The organism is Euzebyella marina (genome assembly GCF_014855515.1).
In the GTDB taxonomy this organism is placed as follows: Bacteria; Bacteroidota; Bacteroidia; order Flavobacteriales; family Flavobacteriaceae; genus Euzebyella; species Euzebyella marina.
In genome coordinates this window covers 133,229-156,011 of the sequence record NZ_JACYFK010000001.1, presented here as the reverse complement: position 1 = coordinate 156,011, position 22,783 = coordinate 133,229, and the positions used below count along the sequence as shown (strand labels likewise).

Below are 22,783 nucleotides of genomic sequence, written 5' to 3'. Positions count from 1 at the left end.
ATCAGTTTTTTAGTTCTCTGTTTTTTATAAATTTAGCAGGGTTTCCACCTACCACTTCCCAAGGTGCCACATCTTTAAATACCACTGCTCTGGCCCCCACGATTGCCCCCTCGCCAATGGTGACTCCGGGCCCTATGAAAGATTCGGCTGCGACCCATGCCATGGGGCCTATGTTAATGGGTCTAGTATAAAGTGGATGGCCTTTTAAGGTATAATCATGAGTTCCGGTACATAGATAGGCCCGTTGCGAGATAATAGCCCTATAGCCGAGAGTAATGATACCTTGCGAGTAAAGGTCGACGCCGTCTGCAACTCCGACTTCATCATGAATAATTAGATTCCAAGGTGCCCAAATCTTTACTTTTGGATAGATGTGTACCCCTCTGCCAATTTTGCCTCCAAAAACACGAAGAAGAAATGAGCGCCAAGAGTGTAGAGGACGAGGTGAATACTTAAACAGAAGCGTATATACAAAATTCCAGACGAGCCTTGATAATCGATTTTTTAGGGAGAATGAGGCTCCTGTATAAGTGTCCGTATTATGCATTTTCAATTTGATTGATGAAATTTTGGGCAGCTCTAGTTATTGTGAAATGATCTGAAAAAACTTGATAGGCATTCTTTTTCATCTCTTTTTTTTCCTTCAATGATAAATTAAGCCATTGGTCTATCATTTCGTAGGTCTCTTTATAATTGTCGTTACTAACGATTCCTCCTTTCCCTTTTTGAATTTCTCTCCAAATATTCACTTTGTCACTTATTAATACGGGTATTGCGCATGCCAATGATTCGACGACCGCAATACCAAAGTTCTCTTGATGGCTTGGTAGTATAAATACCTCACTCTCATAAAAGGCCCCCCACTTAGCTAATCCACCAAGCATTCCGGCAAAAATGATGTTATCAGAAGGTTGGGCCAGTTTCATCATGTCATTGGCGTACTTGCTTTCATTCGGTCCAGCGATAATCAATTGTGGTAAATGGCTATGTTTTTTTTCTAATTGGCAATAGGCATTTATTAGTAAGTCAATTCCTTTTTTAGGGTGAATTCTACTTAAAAACAGCAAGAATGGTTTTCCATTCCATTTTGGTACTTTACTTTTAAATTCAATTTTCATTTCCTCGGAATATTTAGGGGGCTCCTGTATTCCGTAGCCGACATTTATTTCTGAGTGAGGCTTGTAGTTTGGAAAAGTGGTACGGGCCAATAGAAGTTCTTCCTCGCAGGTGAATAATACCCCATCGGCTTTGTTCACAACGTCATTTTCAAAAAATTTCCAATAAAGTCTATTTCTTAAAGCCTTGATGCGTCTTTCTTTAGCTCTCTGAAAATAAGGGTCTAGCATACCATGCGGCATAACGAAAACCTTAGGTCCCTTGTGATGTTTTCGCCTGAATTCAATTATGGTATTAACACTGGCTTGACTATGATATAGCCATAATGCATGAATGATTATAAAATCATAGCTCGATAAGTTATTCTCAAGCCAAGGAACAAGCTTGTCATTATATTTCCAAGGAGTTTTACTTTCTCCTAGAGCATGTATTTGAAATGAATCATCTTTTATAAAATCAGCTTGAGGATTATCGAAAGAAACTACCTCGTTAACAATTCCCATTTCCGCCATTTTTGGAATAGCATTTCTAATACCTTGGCAAGGTCCTCCTTGCTTAGGATTCATGCTTGGAATTATTCGAAGTATTTTCATTTTCCTAATTTTAAATTATAAATCTTGTTTTACGGTGAAAATACTTTGCAGAAGAATCTATCTCCTTGATTTTGAGAGTCGGCACACCAGCATATAGAGAAAACTCTTCAATAAATTTTTTATTCAATAATGACTTTGCACCTAAAACAGAATTATTGGGAAGTGCAGCTCCACCAAGAATAGTACAATTGGTTCCTACGAAGCAGTAATCTCCAATAGTTATTGGTAAGCTGTCTTGTCTGTTTTCATAAATATTTACACTGTGTGTTAATAATTGAGAATGGTATCCTGCTATGGTAGTGTAGTTGCCAATACTTATTTGATTTGTACAATCTAAATGATGTTTTTTAGTTATCGACGCTTCTTTTCCTAAAACTAAACTACTTTTTCTATCAGATTGATGATTGAAATGCTGTGATTTTGTTAGAGTAGGAAAGCCCGTTATCCAATTCGAGCGATTAATTGATGAATTTCGCCCCATTATTATTGAGTCTAAATGAATAGCAATATTAAAATGTTCTATTTTACTACCCTCTTCCATTATTAGATGTCTGGGATAGACATATGCTAAGCCAATCTTGGCAGAAGGGTGAATGTCGTAATTCCATATTTTTAGTAAAAAGTAACGTCGTAAACCCCAAGGCAAAAATATAATTAAGACTGAAAATATTTTTTTCATGATATAAAACACTCATTATATACCGATTGATATTGTTGGGCAATTCGACCTAACTTAAATCGTTCAACATTTATCAAACCGTCGGTTACAACTTTATTTCTAAACTCATCATTTTCGATCAGGTTTTTATAAGCTTCTCTTATTTCAAGAACACTTTTTGGGTCTACGGTCAATCCTCCTTCCCCAGCAACATCCTTCATTGGAGGAATATTTGAAGTGACAACTGGCCTTCCTATTGCTTGCCCTTCAATTATCGGCATACCAAACCCTTCGAGTAGTGAAGGGAAATTTACAATGTCGCAATTAATATATTCATTAATAACCTCTTCATTAGTAAGATTTTGAGCAACTGAATAACTGATATTATACTTATTCAATAAATTAATATTAGCAGAGCTTAATTTACCTATGATTCTGAGTCTACACTTTAAATTCTGAATAGCTTCAATTGTTCTGCCCAGATTTTTTCTTTCCAAATGACCATTAATGTGAAGAATTGTTGGGTTTTTTTTGTCAAAATTTTTCGGATGATGAGCGAATTCAGGAGGAATTGGGTTTGGGATTATTGTAAATTTTTCACCAGGTAAGAAAACTTCCTTCAAAACTTGATTTTTTGCAAAATCTGAAATAAAAATAATTTTTTTTGCCCTTTTTAATGAAACTACGTATAATATTTTCCAAACTACTCTTTTTAATCCGCTCAGATAAGATAAATACATAATATCATGAACTGTAATGATTGAGCTATTCTTTTTTAAAAAGTATAACAGGTAGTGTGCATCGCCGGTAATATGTATATTCTTCGAAGAGCTTTTTTTTAGGGCCCGGCCATTTTTTAAGATTGATTTTATGTCAGATCTAGGATTAGGCAAAAAGAACTCAGAAACATTCATTTCGTTGTTCTCCTTTATACCTTGAATAATTGTTTGAAAAACTCTTTGAATGGAGTATCCTACATTTGGATGTCTAAAAATATATGTCAATCTCATCTAAAGAATGTTGTTCTAAATATTCAGCCAGTTTAATAGAATCTTCCTTATAGTTGAGCCTTACTAAATCTTCTTTTTCAACCTAATATAAGGGATGTAAAGGTGAAGGAAATAAGCTATAAATTCAAATATTTGAATTCTAAATTGAGGTTTTTGTTTTTTTTTTGCAGTATCTATATTTAATAAGGTGTGTGGTTAAATAATTAATTAAGCTAGTGCAGAATTGTTGATGTCTTTATCAATTAGCAACAATTCTTTTTAACTGAATCGAAATATTAATATTTCCACTACTGGTATTCATTTTGTTGGATTTAAGATAAACACCTTGATTAAGCTTAAATGGACCTAGGTCTAAATTCTTATTTAGTTCCATTCTACCCGGGGGAATCTCAGCAATCAACACTTCCCCGTCTGACGAATCGGCAATTAGGTTCCAAGACTTGTTAAGATCATTCGAGCTGCCTTTAACTAATTTGACGCTGGTTACGGAAAAGGAATTAGGTATTTTTGTGTTAAGTAGCACCCCATTCTTATCCAAAATTTTTGTTGATTCACTTTGGGACCAATAATCAGTTCTTTTTCCATTTAAAACTTCCGAAATATAGTTGTTGGTCTCATCAATAACTTTACCATAATTTGAATTAATATTTGGGTTGGATTTGTCTTGAATAATTAACTTTATACATTTTCCGGATACGAAATAATCAGTCAATTTTCTCCAACCTTTAACAGTTATTTCGTAACGATTGTTATATCCTTTAAGTCTAGTTTCTGTGTCAATTGCTATTACACCAAGATGCTCGTTTGAGCTACTGTGTTTTGATATATGTAATCCAGAATTTATTACTTGATTATTTGAGCCATAGATGCCAAATGGCCCGTCTTCTGTTGTGTTCAAATCGTTCACATAAATCTGAACGTTGTCCATTATAACTTGATTGCCATGCGTAACGTCCCAAGGAAATATCTGTGATGTTTCAGACACATCCTTGACAGTTATGTTTTGAAACAAACAATTATTTAACTCTCCTAAGAACCTTGCAGCTTGAAACTTCCAAGAATCATCAAATATTTCGGATGTGCTTTCTGAATAAATGTTTTTAAATTCAGAATTGGTTAAATTTCCCAAATCCCATAGGCCGTCCCTTCGATAGCTCTTATAATTCGAAACTTTTGCATTCGTTATGTTGTCTACTAATTTTAGCGAATGGCAATAACCATGTGATCCTCTAACTTTTTCGCTCCCTACATATATGCCGTAATCTGTTGTGTTGTTAATAATGATATTTTTACTTTCTAAAATTGGAGAGTCATCACTATTTAAATAAATCAAATGCGGAGGGTGCATCCAATATTGTCCGCCAGTACCACTTCCTCCAATACTATTGCCATTAGCATCTTGGACATCAGAATATCTGTACGATTGTAAACCAGAGGATTTAAAGTCGCTTACTATCCCTTGGATGCCCATAATAACCCCGTCAAGAGTAACATTTTTTAACTCGATGTTTTTAGGTGTTTTGGTCTCACCTCTATTTTTAGCAATTATCACCTGATTAGGCTTATATTCCTCTTTAAGCTTAATAGCCCATTGGATAAACTGATTTGCTTTTGAGCCTTTGGCCTTGATAGTAACATTCTCAAGCAATACATCTTCGGGCGCATCCATAAAAATCACGGACCTCCACGAAATCGGAGACTTGGTAATAGGTGTGCTAGATTCAAATTTCAAGTTGTGGTTTTCAGTGAGATAATTTGCCAAAAATACCGTATTGGTACTATGGATCTTCTCATTCCATCCGAAATTGGCTTCATAACTTTGGTCATATAAAAATGTTAGATTTTTAATAGTGACATCTTTAGTTAATGCTATAAAAAATGCTGGAGAAAATAAGTTATTAATTATTATGTTAGGACTATTTTTTCCTTCTAACCAAGAATTATTATCTAGAAAAATAGATTTATTGCCTGTTGTTTCTAAATCAAGAAAAATATCATATTCTATAAGGACTTTAGCTTTTATAGATGTTGCTTGCTTGAGAGTTTCAACCAGTTCCAGTCTATCATCTCGAATTCCATCCATTATGGCGCCAAACCAATAAGGCTTTAGATATTCCGATTTAAATGTACCCGCTAATTCTAAATCCGCAAATATCTGCGATTTGTCTGATGTCTCGATTTCTGTATTATCGCCACGGAGTTCTCCATTTTGTAAAATACCTCCTTTGAATCTTATTAATACGTTTTTTGGTAAAACTACAGTTTGTCCTTTAAGGTCGAAATTATGTTCGATTTCCCAAATGGTATTTTGCAATTCGTTCGGAATTACTGACCAATTGAAGTCGCTGGGTACAATAAAAATTTCTCTTTCAGGTAGATTTTCGCTAACTGGCTCTATTTCTTCTTGAACAGTTTTTGGTTTTTTTTCTTCCAATCCGTAACTATAGTTTTGCGCTTGAGCAGTTACGGCAAGTATGATGAAAAGGTATTTCAAGTAGTTCATTGTAGTAAGCTCTAGATCTTAAAAAGTAATACGCAATATCAAAAATAATATTGTATCAGCAACTTAACAATTAGGTAGTATTTTAAAATAACTACTTAATTTAAAGTATGGCTACATGAAATGCCTTGAATAAACTGTTTGGTAGACTTTTCTACGGTAAAGAAATTTGAATAGGCTTTGTGGGCGTTCTGCGCTAGATTTTTTCTATGACTATCTGAAAAACTAAGCCAGTCTTTTAAGGAATCGAGTATAGATTCTTCAGAATTGTCAATGATCACCCCGGCTTCTGAACTATGAATAACATCCCAAATGTTCACTTTTTTGGTTATTAGTACCGGAGTGCTGCAAGCCAATGCTTCCACTACGGCAATCCCGAAGTTTTCTTGGTGACTAGGTAAAATGAAAACGCCACTTTCGTAAAAAGCACCCCATTTAGAGTGCCCAGATAATGAGCCGGGAAATAAAATTTTCGAAGAAGATGATGCCAGATTTTTGACGTTTCGCCCGTATGAATGATCGGCAGGTCCCGCTATAACGAGCTGAGGTAAATCGGGTAACGTTTGCTCAAGGCTCAGATATGCCCTAATTAATTGTTCGATCCCTTTTTTAGGATTGATTCTACCTAAAAAAAGAAAAAATGGCCTTTCATCCCATTCAGGAACGGCTACTTTTAAAGCTGTCTTCATTTCTGAAGACCTCAAAGGGGGTTCTTGAATGCCATAGCCAACATTAATTTCTTTTTTAGGGTTATAAGCGGGAAAAGTGTCTCGCGCCAGTAACAATTCTTCTTGGCAAGTAAACAACAGGCCATCGGCCTCATTTACCACTTTTTTTTCTACTAGATTCCAATATACATTATTTCGAAACGCTTTAAACCGTCGTTCTTTGGCCTTTTGAAAATAGGGGTCGAGCATGCCATGAGGCATAACATATATACGGGGTTGTTTATTGTTTAAGCGACGATACTTTAAAAACGATTTCATACTTGCATAGCTGTGATAAAGCCATAACGCATTTATGATGACGATGTCAAACCGTTCAAGATTTTTTGTCAGCCAGGGGATCAGTTTCTTGTTATATTGCCAGAGCGAACGGCCCGCGCCAAGAGCATGAACCTTGAATTTGTCAAGTTTTAGATAAGGGGCGTTACTTTCATCAAAACTTAATACCTCACAATGAATCCCATTCTTCTTCATCTCAGGAATAGAATTTCGAATACCTTGGCAAACGCCACCATGATCTGGGTTCATGCTTGGTACAATATGAAGAACATTCATCTGTCTTGTACGGTTATATGAAGTTGTCTGGTATTTATAAAAAATTCGTAGACAACACTTCTCTAGTTTGTTTGGTCTTTGATGTAAATGGGGGGAATTTAAAATGGTAAAATAAGACTGAATTAATAGGGAAACTATTTGTTGAACGTTAACGATTGGTTATCAGCTATTAAAGTTCAATATAATAATTTGATACGGCTATAACCGTTCAAATCAATTCAGAAATAAAAATCACCCCGATTTGAGGGCTAAGATGAGAAAAAAAATGGACGGAAAAGTAAATCGTTCTGTAAACTACAGAAAAAACAAGTCAAGCGACTGTTGTATGTTTTATTTATTGCCCAGAAATAATATAGGAGTTTGCTTTGCTTTTTCTCAATAGACCAAAACGTACATTGCCACTCTCACTTTCAAAAGTAGCTTTGCCGCCATCGGTATAGTTAATATGAACTCCTGGGTCTGCCTGTATGGTTAGAACTGCACCGTTATGTGCTTCTAGGTTCAGGGTTTCGCCAACTTGCATTTTAGAGAAGTTTAGTGGTAAAGTAAGAACACCTGATTTGGTACAGGCAATAGTATTATTGACATCTTGCTCTTCTATTGGTCTTGAAGTAATAAAATCAATAATAGTTGCGATTTTTGGTTCGGAGGTTGTGTTCGGTGCGCTGCCGGTGACATTTTCGGCATATTTAGCGTAAAGTGCATAAGGTACACTCAAAAGTTGGCTTACGCCTATTATTGAATAATTGGTTCCTCCATTAGGATCGACCTGCGTTTCAATAAAAAAAGGACCGTTTTCCCATTTTATTTGATTAAATGCACCATTTGTTCGGTCTCCAGACCCAATTTCTATGCTAACTAGGCCATTGGCATTCGTCTTGGCAGAATGCGTTTCTTCATAAGCTGTGGCTCCATTTACGTTACCTTGCCTTATGATAAGGCGAAGACTTACTGGTGAATCGGCTACCAGGCTGTTGTCAGAAGCTCTTACAATGGCTTGGTAGCTTATTTTTTCAGGAGCTTGGGCGACTGCCCCTAGGCAGAAAAACAAAAAAGCTAATACTATTAATTTATTCATTTCTTTATTTTTTCAGGAGCTTGAATGACCGGTATCCCACTGGTTGTATAAATATTCTGAGTAAATACGTGCCAGCGCTTAAATATCCTAGTGGAACATTGGTCAGACTGCTTTCAATTGATTTTTTCAGAATCATTTGTCCTTGTAAGTCATATAGTTCTAACCAAGTCAGTTGCTCGTTATAATTTATTATTTTGATTTTTACGTATTCAGTGACTGGATTTGGATAGGTAACGATTTCAAGCTGCTCGATATTGTCTTGTAAGTCATTATTTGTATCGTAAATATGGTCTCTGGCGATGAGTATTTTTTGATTGGCATCGTCTACATTATTCCAGCCATCATCAAGGATGAAATTATTTTCTTGGATAGTATCTGATTCTGAAATGTCCGATAGTGGGTTTTCGTTAAGTTCTTCGTTCGTATCGGGGTTAATTTCAATCGGTTCTGGGGATTCATCGGAAATAAGGTAATCGTCCTCTTCTTCGGGATTACCACTACTATTTTGAGGGTCAATTATAAAATTGTTTCCGATTGTGTTTGATGGTGGTAATGACGGATCGATATTTTCTTCAATGTTATCTTGACGTTCAATAGTATCTATATTATTCGAAGAGGGGAGGTGATAGATTTGATTATTGCCGTCTTGACTTGGTAACAGAACATCAGGCACCTCATTCTGCGCGTTTTCTCGAACTTCTAATTCATCCTTTTCGTCCGTATTCGTATCCAAGGAAATATTTTCTTCCCAGGTTTCTGCGTCCATTTCATTAAACTGTAAATCAACATCAACAGAACTGTATTCCGAGTCTATCATCTGTTCTTCTTCATTTTGGGAATTAGAATTGTTATCACTAAGTGAGCGGGTTTCTGCTCGACTTTCTTCTGTAGTTTCGATGTTGTCATCTTGACCAAGTTCTAGTTCTGCCTCTTGCTCCGAAGATGCTATAGAATCTACGTTGTCCTGAATAGGGGTGTTTTCAGAATTTATTATGGGCTCTACCTCATTATGAGAATCAGAAGTAATTTCAGTGATAGAATGAGTTTCCGGTGTAAGTTCGTCTGGAGTTTCGATTTGGTTGTCACGGTTATGTAGGTCTTGTTCTACTTCTTCTCCAGAAGATATATCAGTGTTATGTACATCGCTCTCCATATTATCATGAATTTCACTTTCATTGTTGCCGGTTTCTAGCCCTTCATCTTCTTCGGTATTTACAGAATCAAGTTGATTCTCATGTTCTTGAATACCTTCATTTAGTTCAATGTCTCCATCATCTCCTACTGGGGTTGCCGCATTAATATCTTCAGCATTTTCTTGAATAACCTCTTCGATAGATTCTTCTGAAATTTCTTCGGTAAGAAGTTCTCCTGTGGCTTGTTGAACACTTTCATTGAATTGTATTTCATTGGAAGAGAGCGAAGCATAGAAAATAGACCCTAAAGAGTAAGCAACTGAACCTGTTTGAGATACGGCGTCACCACCTGAAGTGTTCACTGTGTCTAAATCGGGCAAAACTGTTGCCGATTGGGAAAAAACGGTCATGAAGGGTAGCCATAGGGAAACTAGCCCAATAAATAGGTTTCTCATAAGTAGCGTTCAGTTTGGGAAACAAAGCGCGTTGTGTATACGAATGAGAACTGCTAGATGGATGACTTAAAACACTGAAAAGTTATTCTTTTAAGACTTGTAGAATTTCACCTTTATTAGAATGTGAAATGATAAAAAATTTAACAAGAAAAAGACTTATAAATCTTATTCAAATAAACTCGATAGTTGATATTATAATTTTATGATTTGCAATGTCTGTTCAAAACTATTCAATACCGTAATTTTTAATAGATAGTAAGATTTTTTTAGATGAGCCATGGGAATTTTGGTCGTAGCTGTTTCTATTAAACCGTTATCTAGCAATCTTCCCGCATAATCGAATAATTGATACTGGGCATTTTCAAGGTCAAAATCTGTGATGTCGACAAGAATGTAATCAGTTGTCGGATTAGGGTAGGCCAATACTTCAGCAGGTTCGATAGAAACATTCTTTGTAGAGGTCTTTGCCGTAAGATTAATATCGTTTGATTGATTGGATGCAATTAAATTCCCGGAAACTAAGAGTGAGCCTATAGAGTAGGAAATTGAGCCTTTACTCGTAAGCGCAGTTCCGCCAGACGTATTAATTTGATTATCAAGAACGGTGGGAGCTTTTGATTCTGGCAATTCCTGTGCTCTTGACACATAAAAAGCCGCTATAAAGAATAAAATAGGTAAGATTCGGTTCATTTTTTTCAAACGAGCCGATGGGCCTACTAGTATAATTGCATAAATCTGACGCTATTTTTTCGATTAACGGTAGCTAAAGTTGCGTTTGGTCGAAGAAATGGGAGTGTGAAATTTAAACCTTAAATATATTTGACGAGTAGAAATTCTTTAGGTAAGATGGTCTCAACAAGCGCTAAAATATCGAATCATAATTTGCTTTTAGCTCCTATGAAACAAAACAGGAAGTCATCAGATTCTAGCTTTTTATAAGATTCGTGCCAAATTTTTAAGTTGGCTTTTTTTAATAAGGTAGGGTAGTTATGTGAGAATGAATGTTCAGGGCCATAGATTTCTGAATTTTGATTGGTGTTAAAGTCATGATTGATTCCCTTAGGCTCACTGATTACAAGAAACGATAAGCGGAATTCCGATATCCTTTCAAAGACATGTTCTAATTGATTTTGAGTGAAATACTCCAACACCCCCAGCGATGTCACGAATATCATACAATCTTTTGCATTATTCATGACCCAATTAAAGCCATCTGTCGAAATAAAATTCAATTTCTTGTTTGTAGAGAATTTCTTCTTATTGATTTCAATCTGTTCTTTACTTAAATCTATGCCTGTTAGATTTTTTATTTGTGGAAACTTTTCGCTTAAATACTCCAAAACACGACCGTTTCCCGTACCGATTTCAATTAAATGAAAATCTTGATTTGCATGTTGATTCAATTCAGTCTCTAAATGTTCGAAGATAAATGCGCAATCTTTGATAAAGGTGTCTTCAAACCTATGCTGTGTCGTTTCGAAAAAAGCTTTTCCTTGACTTATCCAGAAATCTTTTTGATAACGGGCAAGGGTTTCAAAATCTTCTTTTTTTTCAGCCTCTTTGAGTAAGTGTGCTCTGATCAGAAGATCAATTTTCTTCCACTTTTTGTTTGTGACAATAGTCATTCCTTCTTTTGAAATGGTCGATGCTCTCTCAGGCATTAAGAATGTCAAAGATTTACCACTCCACAATTTCAAGGTTTGCTTAAGGCTAAATGATTGTTTCATCGATTGAACGGTTGGTTGGGTACTTAAAAACTAATCCTTATCAAAAAGAGTAAATTACAATTTAAAGAAATATTCTTTTTCATATTGTTGGTAAATAGTTGATTAAAAAATAGTAAAGCCTTAAAGGTTTGAAGATTGTTTCAAAAATGGTTTGATCTAACCAGACATTTTCTAGAGTTGATATGAAATAGATTTCTTGATGCAATCATCTATTTTCTGCCGTTAATCGACCAAATACTTATTTCATCGATTAATGAAAATGGTCTGAAAATTAGATTTTCAAAAAAATGTTAATTAAATAAGTATTGTATAGCGACTCCTTAACTTTTTTAACAAATAATCGAATTTATGCTCCTGTTGCCCAGTCCTCTTAGTATTGGTTATAAGATTGCTTATTTTCGTTAAGCATACAGATTCCGTTGGTTGCCCCCAGACTATAGGCTGATAATTTGGACTCTGTATATGATTTGTTGATTGATAAAAGTGGATGGAGTTTAAATTTCCTTCACAATTAAATTCAAGATTTATGAATTTCTCGATTCTAGGGGCAAAAATTGAATATCCCAACTTTACCTTACATGAGCTTTTTGATGAGATAGCTTTACGGTTCTCTGACAATATAGCACTCGAAGACCGAGGTAAGCAAACAACCTATTCAGAGTTAAGAGTGTCTGTCAACAAAATGGCAAACTTTCTCAGTGAGAAAGGGGTTAGCGCTGGAGATATAGTGGCAATTTCTATGAATCGCTCTCCGGAACTCGTTGTATCACTTTTGGCAGTGATGCAGTGTGGTGCGGCATATGTTCCCATTGAAGCAACCTATCCTCAGTCGAGAAAGGATTTTATGGTAACGGACTCTGGCGCTAGGTTCTATATTACCGATAATTCAGAAGGTTATGTTCCCTCTAATACGACACCGGTTTTTTATAAACACTTTTTAAGTTGTGAGCAGAGTTTAAAAAACCAAAAGTTAGGGTTGAAAGTATCAAACTTAACTTGTGCTTACATTATTTATACCTCTGGTTCAACGGGTGTGCCCAAAGGAGTTCAGATAGCTCACAAAGGTTTAGCGAACCTTATTTATTCTGCCGGTAAACAGCTTGACGTTAATCCAAGCGATAAGTTTTTTTCGTTGACCACAATTTCTTTTGATCCGATGGTAATGGAATTATATGTGCCCTTGTTACATGGGGCATGTATTGACTTTGTGGATGAGGAAACCCGTCTGGATGGCAGGTTGCTTTTGGAAAAGGCGAGAAGAGATAAGGTTACCGCTATCAACGGCACTCCTAGTATATGGCAGTCTCTATTGGATGCCGGTTGGGAAGAACCTCTTGATATTAAGATATTGTGTGGCGGGGAGGCTTTGACGAAGTCACTATCCCTAGAACTTCTAAAGAAATGTAGAAGACTTTTTAATCTATACGGGCCTACAGAAATTACGGTATGTTGTTTCATGACTGAAATTTTCGGGAATGAAGAAACCATAAGTATTGGTAGGCCATTGGCAAATGTTCAAGGCTACTTTTTAGATGAAAATAAGCAGCAAGTTGAACAGGGGATGGTCGGAGAAATAGCCATAGGTGGCGATGGTGTGGCCATTGGTTACTTGAACAGGCCGGAATTGAATGAACAAAAATTTTTAAAAGATGAATTCTCAAACATTGAGAATGCCAAGCTTTACTTTACAGGTGACTTGGGCAGATTGCTTGCTGATGGAAATGTTGAATTTATAGGAAGAAAAGACAGTCAGGTAAAAATAAGGGGGCATAGAATTGAGTTAGGGGAGGTAGAGGTGGCCATTTCCCAGTTGAGAGAGATAAGTAAAGCTCATGTTATAGTTCAAGAGTATCAAAACGAACTTAGATTAATAGCATACATTCAGTCGAGTAATGAAATACAAGATTCTTCGAAAGTTCGTCTGAAATTGCAAAATGAACTGCCCGATTTTCTTATACCATCTCTTTTTATATGGGTAGATGATTTTCCTCGAACTATAAATGGTAAGATTGACCAAGAGAAGTTACCTTCTGTGCAATACCAAAGGCCTGTTGATGCTCCAATATTGAGAAAGCCTAAGACCATACTTGAAAAGCAAATTTGTAAGGTTTGGTGTGAAAATTTGGGTTTTGAAGAGATAGGTATTGATGATAATTTTTTTGACTTGGGTGGCACTTCTCTAATTGCTCAAAAAACTATTGTTCAATTGCGTAAGGTGTTGAATAGTGATGTTGCGGTAATCAAATTATACCAGTTTCCAACAATTGCCCAAATTTCTCTGCATTTACAGGATAAAGTAGTGCAATCTTCCAAGGAAGATGTGACATGGTCACAGGATAACCAAAAAAAGCTAACAACCGATGTAGCCATTATTGGTATGGCAGGTAGATTCCCTGGGGCTGAATCCATTGACGACTTATGGGAAATACTTCAAAATGGGAAAGAGACCATTTCCTTCTTTTCAAAAGAGGAGTTAGATTTTTCGATACCATCGACTGTCGCAAATGATGAAAGATATGTTCCCGCAAGAGGTATCGTGCCATCAGCTAAATTTTTTGATTATAACTTTTTTGGACTTAATCCTAAATTGGCTGAAACAATGGATCCCCAATTGAGACTTCTTTTGGAGGTCTGTTGGGAAGCTCTTGAACATGCCGGTGTAAACGGTGATTCTGAAAAAAGTATAGGAATATATGGCGGCGTCGGGTCTAACAGTTATTATAGAAATAACATACTGCCCAACAAAGAGCTGTTGACCAACCTGGGTATGACCAATGTAGAAATGGTCAATGACAAAGATTATGTGGCAACACGAACGGCTTATCATCTCAATCTAGAAGGTCCGGCGGTAAGTGTTCATTCAGCATGTTCAACCTCTTTGCTAGCCATTTCTCAAGCGGTGGATGCTATCAGAAACGGGCATTGTAAGATGGCCTTGGCCGGAGGGTCAAGTGTCACGGCACCTATGAATAGCGGTCACCTGTATCAAGAAGGGGCTATGTTTAGCTCTGATGGTCATTGCAAACCATTTGATGCAAAGAGTACAGGTACTATGTTCAGTGATGGTGCAGGTGTGGTTCTCCTAAAAAGTTTGGAAGAGGCCAAAAGGGATGGAGATTTCATTCATGCAGTCATTAAAGGGGTGGGTGTCAATAATGACGGCAGCAACAAAGCAAGTTTTACGGCCCCCAGTGTTGAGGGGCAGGCCAGAGCTATAAAAAGTGCGTTAAAAGACGCAAATCTTAAACCGGAAGAAATAAGTTATATAGAGGCTCACGGTACTGCCACGCCCTTAGGTGACCCTATTGAGTTTGAGGGACTTCAAACAGCCTTCCGTTCAACAAGTGAAAAGGGGTACTGCGCTATCGGGTCCATCAAAAGTAACATGGGGCATTTGACTGCTGCTGCCGGAGTCGCCGGAGTGATAAAAACCGTTTTAGCTTTAAAAAACCAAAAAATACCGCCTTCATTAGGGTTTGAAAAGTCCAACCCTGCTATCAATTTTGAAAGCAGTCCGTTCTTCTTGAACAATCAACTAATGGAATGGAACTCCAATGGTGTCAGAAGAGCAGGCGTAAGTTCATTTGGTGTGGGCGGTACGAATGTTCATACCATTTTAGAGGAATATATAGAGGATAAGGTTACTGCCACCGATGAGGGAAGACCTTTTCAAATACTGACTTGGTCGGCCAAATCAGAATATAGCCAAACAAAATATGGCGAGACTTTAGAAAGATATTTTTCAGACAAAACAAATGAAAAGATAGCCGATATTGCTTATTCATTAAATAGTTTTAAAAATGACTTTGCGTACAGGTCTTTTATTGTTGACAGTAATGAAGGTTTCAAAAATTCATTCGGGAATGGAAAGCTGGCTTTCCGCAAAACAAATCATCTAAAGCAAGTTGGTGATGAAATGATTTTTCTTTTTCCGGGCCAAGGGGCACAATTTCTTGGTATGGGCCAAATTTTATATCAAAACGAGCCTGAATTTAAGAAGGCGGTAGACAAATGCTCCCATATATTACAGGAAAATGCAGGAATCAATATTCTTGAGATACTGTATCCAGAAACTTTAACCGAAGAAGGGCAGGAGCGTCTTAATAACACTCGTTATGCGCAACCCGCTTTATTTGTTATTGAATATGCCCTAAGTCAACTGTGGAAAAGTTGGGGTATAGAACCGACGGTAGTCTGTGGTCACAGCGTAGGCGAATTTGTGGCTGCCCATTTGGCGGGAATTTTCACCTTGGAAGATGCACTTAAATTAGTAGCGATAAGAGGAAAGCTAGTAAGCGAGTTACCTAGAGGCTCGATGCTGTCGGTAAGGTTATCTGCCTCCGAACTCAAAGAATTATTGCCGGATAGTTTGAATATAGGTGCCTCCAATTCCAATAAGTTGAGCGTGGTCTCGAGCAGTCTTTCCGATATTGAAGCGTTTGCTGGTCTATTATCTTCAAAGGGAATCGCCCATAAGGTTTTGCCTACCAGCCATGCCTTTCATTCTCATATGATGGATCCGATTGTACCGCAGTTTAAAAAGTATATCTCAACTATTCATCTTACGCCTCCCCAATTGAAAATGGTTTCAACTGTTACCGGTGAAATTCTGTCCGATGAAGAGGCTATAAGTCCTGATTATTGGGCAGATCATTTGCGTGAAACAGTACATTTTGATGAAGCCTCCGCAGTATTGCTTTCTATTCAGGGCGCAGTCATGCTAGAGATGGGCCCAGGTCAGGCGTTAACTTCTTTTGTCAAGCAGCAAAAGGCGAAGTTTTCAGAAGTGTTCCCTGTGCTTTCGCCGACCGATGACCAAACTCAGGTTTACAGACAATTGCTTTCCGCTTTGGGCAACGTGTGGTTGTCTGGTTTTGAAATTGACTGGAAAACCTTTTACAAGGGGCAAGAGAGAAAAAAAGTGCCGCTCCCGACCTATGTTTTCGATAGAAAACCTTGCTGGATTGAGCCTCTACAGTCTACAGCAAACCAATCTTCCGGCACAGCAGCGACCAATGAATCATTAAAAGAGCCAAGAGGTTTACAAACAACCAAACCAATGAGAAAAAATATCCTTTTCGATAAACTGAAAGAAATAGTTAACAATACGGCCGGTATAGAGATAGAAGCTGATGAACGGGAATCCTCTTTTTTGGAGCTGGGTCTCGATTCTTTAATACTTACCCAAGTAGCTCTAGCCTGTAAGAATGAATTTCAAGTTCCGTTGACCTTTCGTCAATTGAATGAAGAGTGTGCATCACCCGTGCTTCTTATTAAATATTTGGACGAGCATTTGCCAGAAGGAGCTTTTCAGCCAAAAATAGAACAAGTGATGCCTAGTCAAATAGAGCTTGACACAGTTGGCACAGGCACTTTGGCGGCACCCTCTAATTCTAATCAGCAAACAGCATTAAGTTTAATCGCACAGCAGCTTCAATTATTGGGGCAACAAATTAATCTTCTGCAAGGAAATGCCGTACAAGATAATACCAGACCGGTCGAAAAAAATGTTCAGTCCAGTCATAATGACATAGGGCATACCATTTTAAATGGTTCAAATCTGGTAGAGGATGATCGCACCGAGGAAGAAAAAAAGGAGCATGCCAAGCCTTTTGGGGCTTCTCCAAAAATTGAGAGAAAAATAAATGGTGCGGAAAATAAACATCAAAGTTTTCTAGACGATCTAATTCAGCGCTATGTTCGAAAAACAGCAAAGAGTAAGGCATATACTCAAAAGCATCGTGGGCATATGTCAGATCCTAGGGTGGTTTCAGGTTTTAAACCTGAGACGAAAGAGATCACCTATTCCTTGGTTGTGAACAAATCAAAAGGAAGCAGGTTGTGGGATATTGATGGGAACGAGTACTTAGATGCTTTAAACGGTTTTGGGTCATGTTATTTCGGGCATCAACCCGATTTTATTGCGGAAGCATTAAAAGACCAAATCGATGCAGGTTATGAGGTAGGGCCTCAGCATCCGCTAGCAGGCGAGGTTTCACAACTTTTATGTGAGCTTACCGGGCATGAAAGGGCGGCACTTTGCAATACGGGTTCCGAAGCGGTTTTAGGTGCCATGCGCATTTCTCGAACTGTAACCGGTAGGTCGTTGATCGTTGCTTTCTCCCGATCCTATCATGGTATAAATGACGAGGGAATTGTTAGGGGTACGAAAAAGTTAAAGACTTTTCCAGCTGCGGCCGGTATAATGCCGAATACGGTAGAGAATATGCTCATCTTGGATTATGGTACCGAGGAAAGTTTACAGATTATTAAAGAACGCGCCCATGAATTAGCCGCTGTATTGGTAGAACCTGTACAAAGTCGTAGACCTGAATTTAGGCCTATTATTTTTTTAAAGGAAGTACGAAAAGTGACCCAAGAATCGGGTGCCGTACTGATTTTTGATGAGGTAATAACCGGATTCCGTTCGCACTTGGGTGGGGCCCAGGCATTATTTGGTATAAAGGCTGATCTGGCAACCTACGGTAAAGTTATCGGAGGTGGTATGTCGGTAGGTGCAATTGTTGGAAAGCGTTCGTATATGGATGCCTTGGATGGCGGTTACTGGAGTTATGGGGATGATTCCTTTCCAGAGGTCGGGGTTACCTACTTCGCCGGTACATTTGTGCGTCATCCGCTGGCCTTGGCCGCTTGTAAAGCCTCCTTAGCCTATTTAAAACAAAAAGGGCCGGCTTTGCAAGAGGAGATGAACAAAAAGACCGATCAATTTGTTTTTAACCTAAATGAACGGTTTACATCGTTGGGCCTCCCTATCACCATCCATCATTTTAGCTCTCTTTGGAGGTTGACCTTTACCGAAGAAATACCTTTTTCCGAGCTTTTATTTGTCTTGTTAAGAGAAAAAGGAATTCATATTTGGGACGGATTTCCTTGCTTTTTAACCGAAGCATATGCTGAAAATGATATTAAGAAATTGACTAATGCTATCCTTGATAGTGTCAATGAATTAATAGAAGAAGGTATTTTAAGTAGTTCTGGCAATTTAAAAGATTCAAAAGAAACCAAACTGAAGGATATCGATAATTTAAATTCTCCTCCTATTACAGGAGCTAGATTAGGTAGGGATGAAAAAGGTAATCCAGCATGGTATGTTCCTAGTGATGATAAAGAGGGAGAATACGTCAAAATTGAAATTTGAGAAGAGTAAATTAAAGTATCCCATTTTTTCCTTCTGACTTTACCTAATCAAAAGTGACCAACCAATGAGTGAGCAGATAACTCTTTTTAAAGAATCAAAAAGCCACAACCCTTTTGAGGGACCTGAAATTGAACGTATTGCCTATACGACTCCAGCTCAAGAAGAAATTTGGGCTTCTTGTCAAATAGGTTCAGACGATGCGAATAGGGCCTACAACGAATCTATTTCAATCAAATTAACAGGAGATGTTGAAGTCTCTGCATTGGAGAGTGCATTTCAAACTATTCTTGCGCGACATGAATCTTTACGATCGGTTTTCAGTACCGACGGTCGGTACATGAGTGTTTTAAAGAATATTGAAACAGAGGTAGTTAATCATGACCTTACCTCACTCGATTCACTTGAAAAAGACGAGGCTTTTAAAAAAATATTAAAAGCCGAAGCCCATTATCTTTTTGATTTGAATAAAGGGCCTTTGGTAAAGGCTAGTTTAGTAAGACTGTCTCAAAATCAATATTTCTTCAACCTCATGGCCCACCATATTATTTGCGATGGCTGGTCATTTGGTATCTTAATTCAAGAATTGGGCTCATTCTATTCGGCTTTGGTCGAAGAAAGAGGAGCACAACTACCTTTAGCGGAAAGTTTTGTCGATTATGCCCACGAGCAGAGAAAAAGAATGCTGAAAGGGGAATATGACCAAGATTTTAGCTTTTGGCTGAATGAATATAAACAGTCTATTCCTGATTTTTCGTTACCCATTGATTTTGACGCTCAGAAGCTAAGAACCTACGAAAGTAAGAGAGCGGATTTCCATTTTGACCAAGAGGTTTTAAACGCCATAAAGAATACGGGTTTAAAGGTAGGGTCCAGTTTGGTGAGCACACTTTTGGCAACCTTTGAGATTTTCCTCTTTAAAGAAACGGGTCATGAAAATATAGCGGTAGGTTTGCCTACGGCGGGGCAGCCTGCTGTAGGAAAGAATCGGCTGGTAGGTCATTGTGTCAATGCGCTGCCAATTCGAAGTAATCCAAGACCCAATGTTAGTTTTGAAGAATATCTCAAAGAACGTAAAACTCAACTTTTTGATGCTTACGATCATCAGCAATTGAGTTTTGGCCAACTTCTTCAAAAGCTCAATATAGCTAGAGATCCTGCAAGAGTACCCCTCATACCAATAATGTTCAATATCGATTTGGGAATGGCAGAGGGTGTTGCATTTTCCGGTCTCCAATTTGAAATTGTGAGTAACCCTAGAGCGTTTGAGACTTTTGAGCTCTTTTTGAATTTGACGGGTTCAGATAAAGGTATCGTCTTTGAATGGTCTTATAATGTAAATCTGTTCAAGTCATCTAGTATTGAGCGTATGATGGCCGCCTTTGAAACTTTGGCAAGACAATTGGCCGAAAATCCGAAAACTGAGCTAGGTGAAATTATCGGGTTGAAAACAAGGGAAGTGTATGAAAGACTCAATGAGACCAGAGTTCCCTTTCAAAAGTTACCTCTTCATAAATTGGTATTCCATACTATTGAAGAACATTTGAATAACGAGGCCATTCGTTTTAAAGAACAGTCGATAAATTATGAAAGTCTCCAAAAAGAGGTAAACCAAACAGCACATTATTTACAGAAAGTGGGTATAAGGCCTTGTGATGTGGTGGGGGTCGCTCTAAGCCAATCAATAGAACTGGTAACGGTGTTGTTGGCAATTTCTCAATGTGGTGCTGCCTACCTTCCTTTAGATGCTAGTTATCCCATGGCCAGAAAGCAATACATGTTATCTGATTCAGGCGCTAGGTTTTTGATAATGGATGATTACAAAACTTTTCCGGAAGATTTAGATGTCAAAGTCTTACAACTACAAGTAATTCAGGAGGAAAGAAAACAACAATCGATTCTTCCTTTAGAGCAAGATGTTGAAATGTCCTCGATGATATACCTGCTCTATACCTCCGGTTCTACGGGTAGGCCAAAGGGGGTTTCTATCAGCCATCAAAATTTAGCCAATCTTTTATGCAGTATAGCTGAAAAGCCCGGAATGAATTCTAATGACCGGTTATTGTCGGTTACCAATATATCATTTGATATAGCTCAGCTCGAACTCTTTCTCCCATTAATGGTGGGAGGTCTTCTCGTTTTAACGGACCAAGATACCGCAAAGGATGGCAGACTTTTGATCGAGTTGATAGAAGAAGAATCCATAACCATCTTACAGGCAACTCCTGCTAGGTGGCAAATGTTGCTGGATTCAGGTTGGGAAAAACCATTGCCCTTGAAGGCCTTTTGCGGGGGGGAGCCCCTGTCAAAGAATTTGGCGAACAACCTGTTGGAAAGGTGTTCCGAGGTATGGAATATGTATGGCCCTACCGAAACGACTATTTACAGTCTTATTAAGCAAGTAGAAGACGAAGATAATGTCATTACAATCGGTAGACCTGTTCAAAATACCCAAGTTTATATACTGGGTCAAAACGGAGGTCTGGCATTGCCCGGCCATATCGGTGAAATTGCCATAGGAGGTGATGGTGTTTCTGTGGGCTATTGGGGTCGGCCTGAACTGACTGAAGAAAAGTTCATATCTAATGGTTACTCAGCGCTGCAAGACGCTACGCTATACAAAACGGGAGACTTAGGGCGATTGTTGCCAAATGGAGAGATAGAATGCCTAGGCCGCGTTGACGATCAGATTAAGGTACGTGGGTATCGTATCGAGCCTGGAGAAATAGAATATGAACTATCGAAGTTTTCTGAGGTAAAAACCGCTGTAGTATTAGGTGTTGATAATCGATTGGTAGCATACTTACTGATTAAAGAAGGCCATGCTGAAGAGGTAGTTAAAGAAAAATGGCGTCAAGGGTTAGCTAAACAACTGCCCGCCCATTTTGTTCCGCATGAGTTTATGGTGTTGAGCGAAATGCCCAAAACCCTTAATGGAAAAATTGATAAAAAGGCGTTACAGCAATTGGTGCTTGACCAACCTTCTCACGTTTCGAATTCTTTCACTGCCCCTCGCACTGAAGAGGAGATTATGGTTGCGGAGGTATGGCAAGAATGTTTGCAATTAGAGGCCATAGATATTCATGCTAATTTCTTTGAATTGGGCGGTCATTCTTTGACCGCTGTAAAAGTAATGGCGCTTTTAGAACAACGTTCAGGAAAACGATTGCCGCTATCATCATTGTTAGAATACTCAACAATATCAAAATTTGCAACCTTATTTGAGTCCCGTTCGAGTGCTGAAAATGCCTCCTGGAAGTCTTTGGTTCCTATTAAGGCGAGCGGATCAAGGCCGCCGTTATATATAGTGCATGGTGGGGGGCTCAATGTTTTGATATTCAACGCACTAGGTAAGTATTTAGATGTAGACCAACCAGTTTATGGCTTACAGGCCAAAGGCCTTAATGGTATTGATGAACCATTGGGAAGCGTTGAGGAAATGGCCAGTCATTATTTGTCCGAAATCATGGAGGCCAATGCTTCAGGGCCTTATCTTTTGGCAGGATACTCTTTTGGGGGTATCATAGCTTACGAAATGGCGAAACAACTTTTGGCGCAGAAGAAGACCGTAGCTATGTTGGGGCTTTTTGATACCTATGTATTTCCACCGTATTACCATAAAACTGCTCTCAAAAGAAAATGGGCCATTGCCAAATATACCTTTGGAAAATTCTTTTATGTATTGCATAAAGTTGTGACCGATAAAGAGGCACTTTTGGAAAGAATTAACGGAAGGGCGGAAGATATTAAACAGCTTCTTCGCAATGACGGAAGCAGTAAGGAAGAACAGCACCAAATAAGATACCAACAACCTTTAAAGTTAGATCAGAAAAACAACGAGGCCATGAGTAAATATCATATCGTGCCGATAGATATTGAAGTAGATTTATTTAGGGTTGAAAAAGACACCTTTTATGTACATGACAAAAAGTACATGGGGTGGAACGAATTGGCCAAAAAGGGAGTAAAAGTTCATAGCATTCCTGGTGATCATACTTTGATTTTTTCTCCCCCGCATGATAAAAAATCTGCAGAAATCTTGCAGAAGGTACTTAGGTTAAAATAGCCTTCGACTAA

12 protein-coding genes are annotated in these 22,783 nt (G+C 38.1%); 2 read left to right on the top strand and 10 right to left on the bottom strand.

Annotated elements, in window-relative coordinates; all coding sequences use genetic code 11:
• Position 1: 1 nt before the first annotated feature.
• The 10 genes from IL356_RS20210 to IL356_RS00565 form a co-directional block, all read right to left on the bottom strand.
• Complete coding sequence (locus tag IL356_RS20210; protein ID WP_121847715.1) at positions 2–547, bottom strand: LbetaH domain-containing protein; 546 nt, start codon at positions 545–547, stop codon at positions 2–4.
• Positions 540–1,709: a glycosyltransferase gene (locus IL356_RS00605; protein ID WP_121847716.1), complete on the bottom strand. Its 1,170-nt coding sequence runs from the start codon at positions 1,707–1,709 to the stop codon at positions 540–542. The genes IL356_RS20210 and IL356_RS00605 overlap by 8 nt, the downstream gene beginning before the upstream one ends.
• 10 nt (positions 1,710–1,719) lie before the next feature.
• Positions 1,720–2,388 (bottom strand): acyltransferase, encoded by a 669-nt coding sequence (locus IL356_RS00600; RefSeq protein WP_121847717.1) that lies wholly within the window; start codon positions 2,386–2,388, stop codon positions 1,720–1,722.
• Positions 2,385–3,377, bottom strand: a complete 993-nt coding sequence (locus IL356_RS00595; protein WP_121847718.1) for a glycosyltransferase family 4 protein — start codon at positions 3,375–3,377, stop codon at positions 2,385–2,387. The genes IL356_RS00600 and IL356_RS00595 overlap by 4 nt, the downstream gene beginning before the upstream one ends.
• 238 nt (positions 3,378–3,615) lie before the next feature.
• Positions 3,616–5,880 carry a hypothetical protein gene (locus IL356_RS00590; protein ID WP_121847719.1) on the bottom strand — a complete coding sequence of 755 codons (2,265 nt, stop codon included), beginning with the start codon at positions 5,878–5,880 and terminating at the stop codon, positions 3,616–3,618.
• 95 nt (positions 5,881–5,975) lie between these two features.
• A complete protein-coding gene (locus IL356_RS00585) occupies positions 5,976–7,130 on the bottom strand; it encodes a glycosyltransferase (RefSeq protein ID WP_225621354.1) in 1,155 nt (384 codons plus the stop codon).
• Between the two features lie 361 nt (positions 7,131–7,491).
• Positions 7,492–8,235 carry a hypothetical protein gene (locus IL356_RS00580; RefSeq protein ID WP_121847721.1) on the bottom strand — a complete coding sequence of 248 codons (744 nt, stop codon included), beginning with the start codon at positions 8,233–8,235 and terminating at the stop codon, positions 7,492–7,494.
• A gap of 4 nt (positions 8,236–8,239) precedes the next feature.
• Positions 8,240–9,823, bottom strand: a complete 1,584-nt coding sequence (locus tag IL356_RS00575; protein WP_121847722.1) for a T9SS type A sorting domain-containing protein — start codon at positions 9,821–9,823, stop codon at positions 8,240–8,242.
• A gap of 192 nt (positions 9,824–10,015) precedes the next feature.
• Complete coding sequence (locus IL356_RS00570) at positions 10,016–10,513, bottom strand: T9SS type A sorting domain-containing protein (RefSeq protein ID WP_162987804.1); 498 nt, start codon at positions 10,511–10,513, stop codon at positions 10,016–10,018.
• 185 nt (positions 10,514–10,698) lie between these two features.
• Complete coding sequence (locus tag IL356_RS00565; protein WP_121847724.1) at positions 10,699–11,550, bottom strand: class I SAM-dependent methyltransferase; 852 nt, start codon at positions 11,548–11,550, stop codon at positions 10,699–10,701.
• 526 nt (positions 11,551–12,076) lie between these two features.
• Between IL356_RS00565 and IL356_RS00560 the strand changes: the two genes are divergently transcribed.
• Entirely contained in the window at positions 12,077–18,709 is a 6,633-nt protein-coding gene (locus IL356_RS00560) for a polyketide synthase (RefSeq protein ID WP_192466525.1), read from the top strand.
• A gap of 64 nt (positions 18,710–18,773) precedes the next feature.
• Positions 18,774–22,772 (top strand): non-ribosomal peptide synthetase, encoded by a 3,999-nt coding sequence (locus tag IL356_RS00555; RefSeq protein WP_121847726.1) that lies wholly within the window; start codon positions 18,774–18,776, stop codon positions 22,770–22,772.
• The last annotated feature ends 11 nt before the right edge of the window (positions 22,773–22,783 follow it).

Bases quoted from the DNA above. Each gene is read 5' to 3' on its own strand.
- IL356_RS00580 (WP_121847721.1), bottom strand. From the start codon at position 8,235: ATGAATAAATTAATAGTATTAGCTTTTTTGTTTTTCTGCCTAGGGGCA.
- IL356_RS00560 (WP_192466525.1), top strand. From the start codon at position 12,077: ATGAATTTCTCGATTCTAGGGGCAAAAATTGAATATCCCAACTTTACC.
- IL356_RS00555 (WP_121847726.1), top strand. From the start codon at position 18,774: ATGAGTGAGCAGATAACTCTTTTTAAAGAATCAAAAAGCCACAACCCT.
- IL356_RS00605 (WP_121847716.1), bottom strand. From the start codon at position 1,709: ATGAAAATACTTCGAATAATTCCAAGCATGAATCCTAAGCAAGGAGGA.
- IL356_RS00585 (WP_225621354.1), bottom strand. From the start codon at position 7,130: ATGAACCCAGATCATGGTGGCGTTTGCCAAGGTATTCGAAATTCTATT.
- IL356_RS20210 (WP_121847715.1), bottom strand. From the start codon at position 547: ATGCATAATACGGACACTTATACAGGAGCCTCATTCTCCCTAAAAAAT.
- IL356_RS00565 (WP_121847724.1), bottom strand. From the start codon at position 11,550: ATGAAACAATCATTTAGCCTTAAGCAAACCTTGAAATTGTGGAGTGGT.
- IL356_RS00570 (WP_162987804.1), bottom strand. From the start codon at position 10,513: ATGAACCGAATCTTACCTATTTTATTCTTTATAGCGGCTTTTTATGTG.
- IL356_RS00575 (WP_121847722.1), bottom strand. From the start codon at position 9,823: ATGAGAAACCTATTTATTGGGCTAGTTTCCCTATGGCTACCCTTCATG.
- IL356_RS00600 (WP_121847717.1), bottom strand. From the start codon at position 2,388: ATGAAAAAAATATTTTCAGTCTTAATTATATTTTTGCCTTGGGGTTTA.
- IL356_RS00595 (WP_121847718.1), bottom strand. From the start codon at position 3,377: ATGAGATTGACATATATTTTTAGACATCCAAATGTAGGATACTCCATT.
- IL356_RS00590 (WP_121847719.1), bottom strand. From the start codon at position 5,880: ATGAACTACTTGAAATACCTTTTCATCATACTTGCCGTAACTGCTCAA.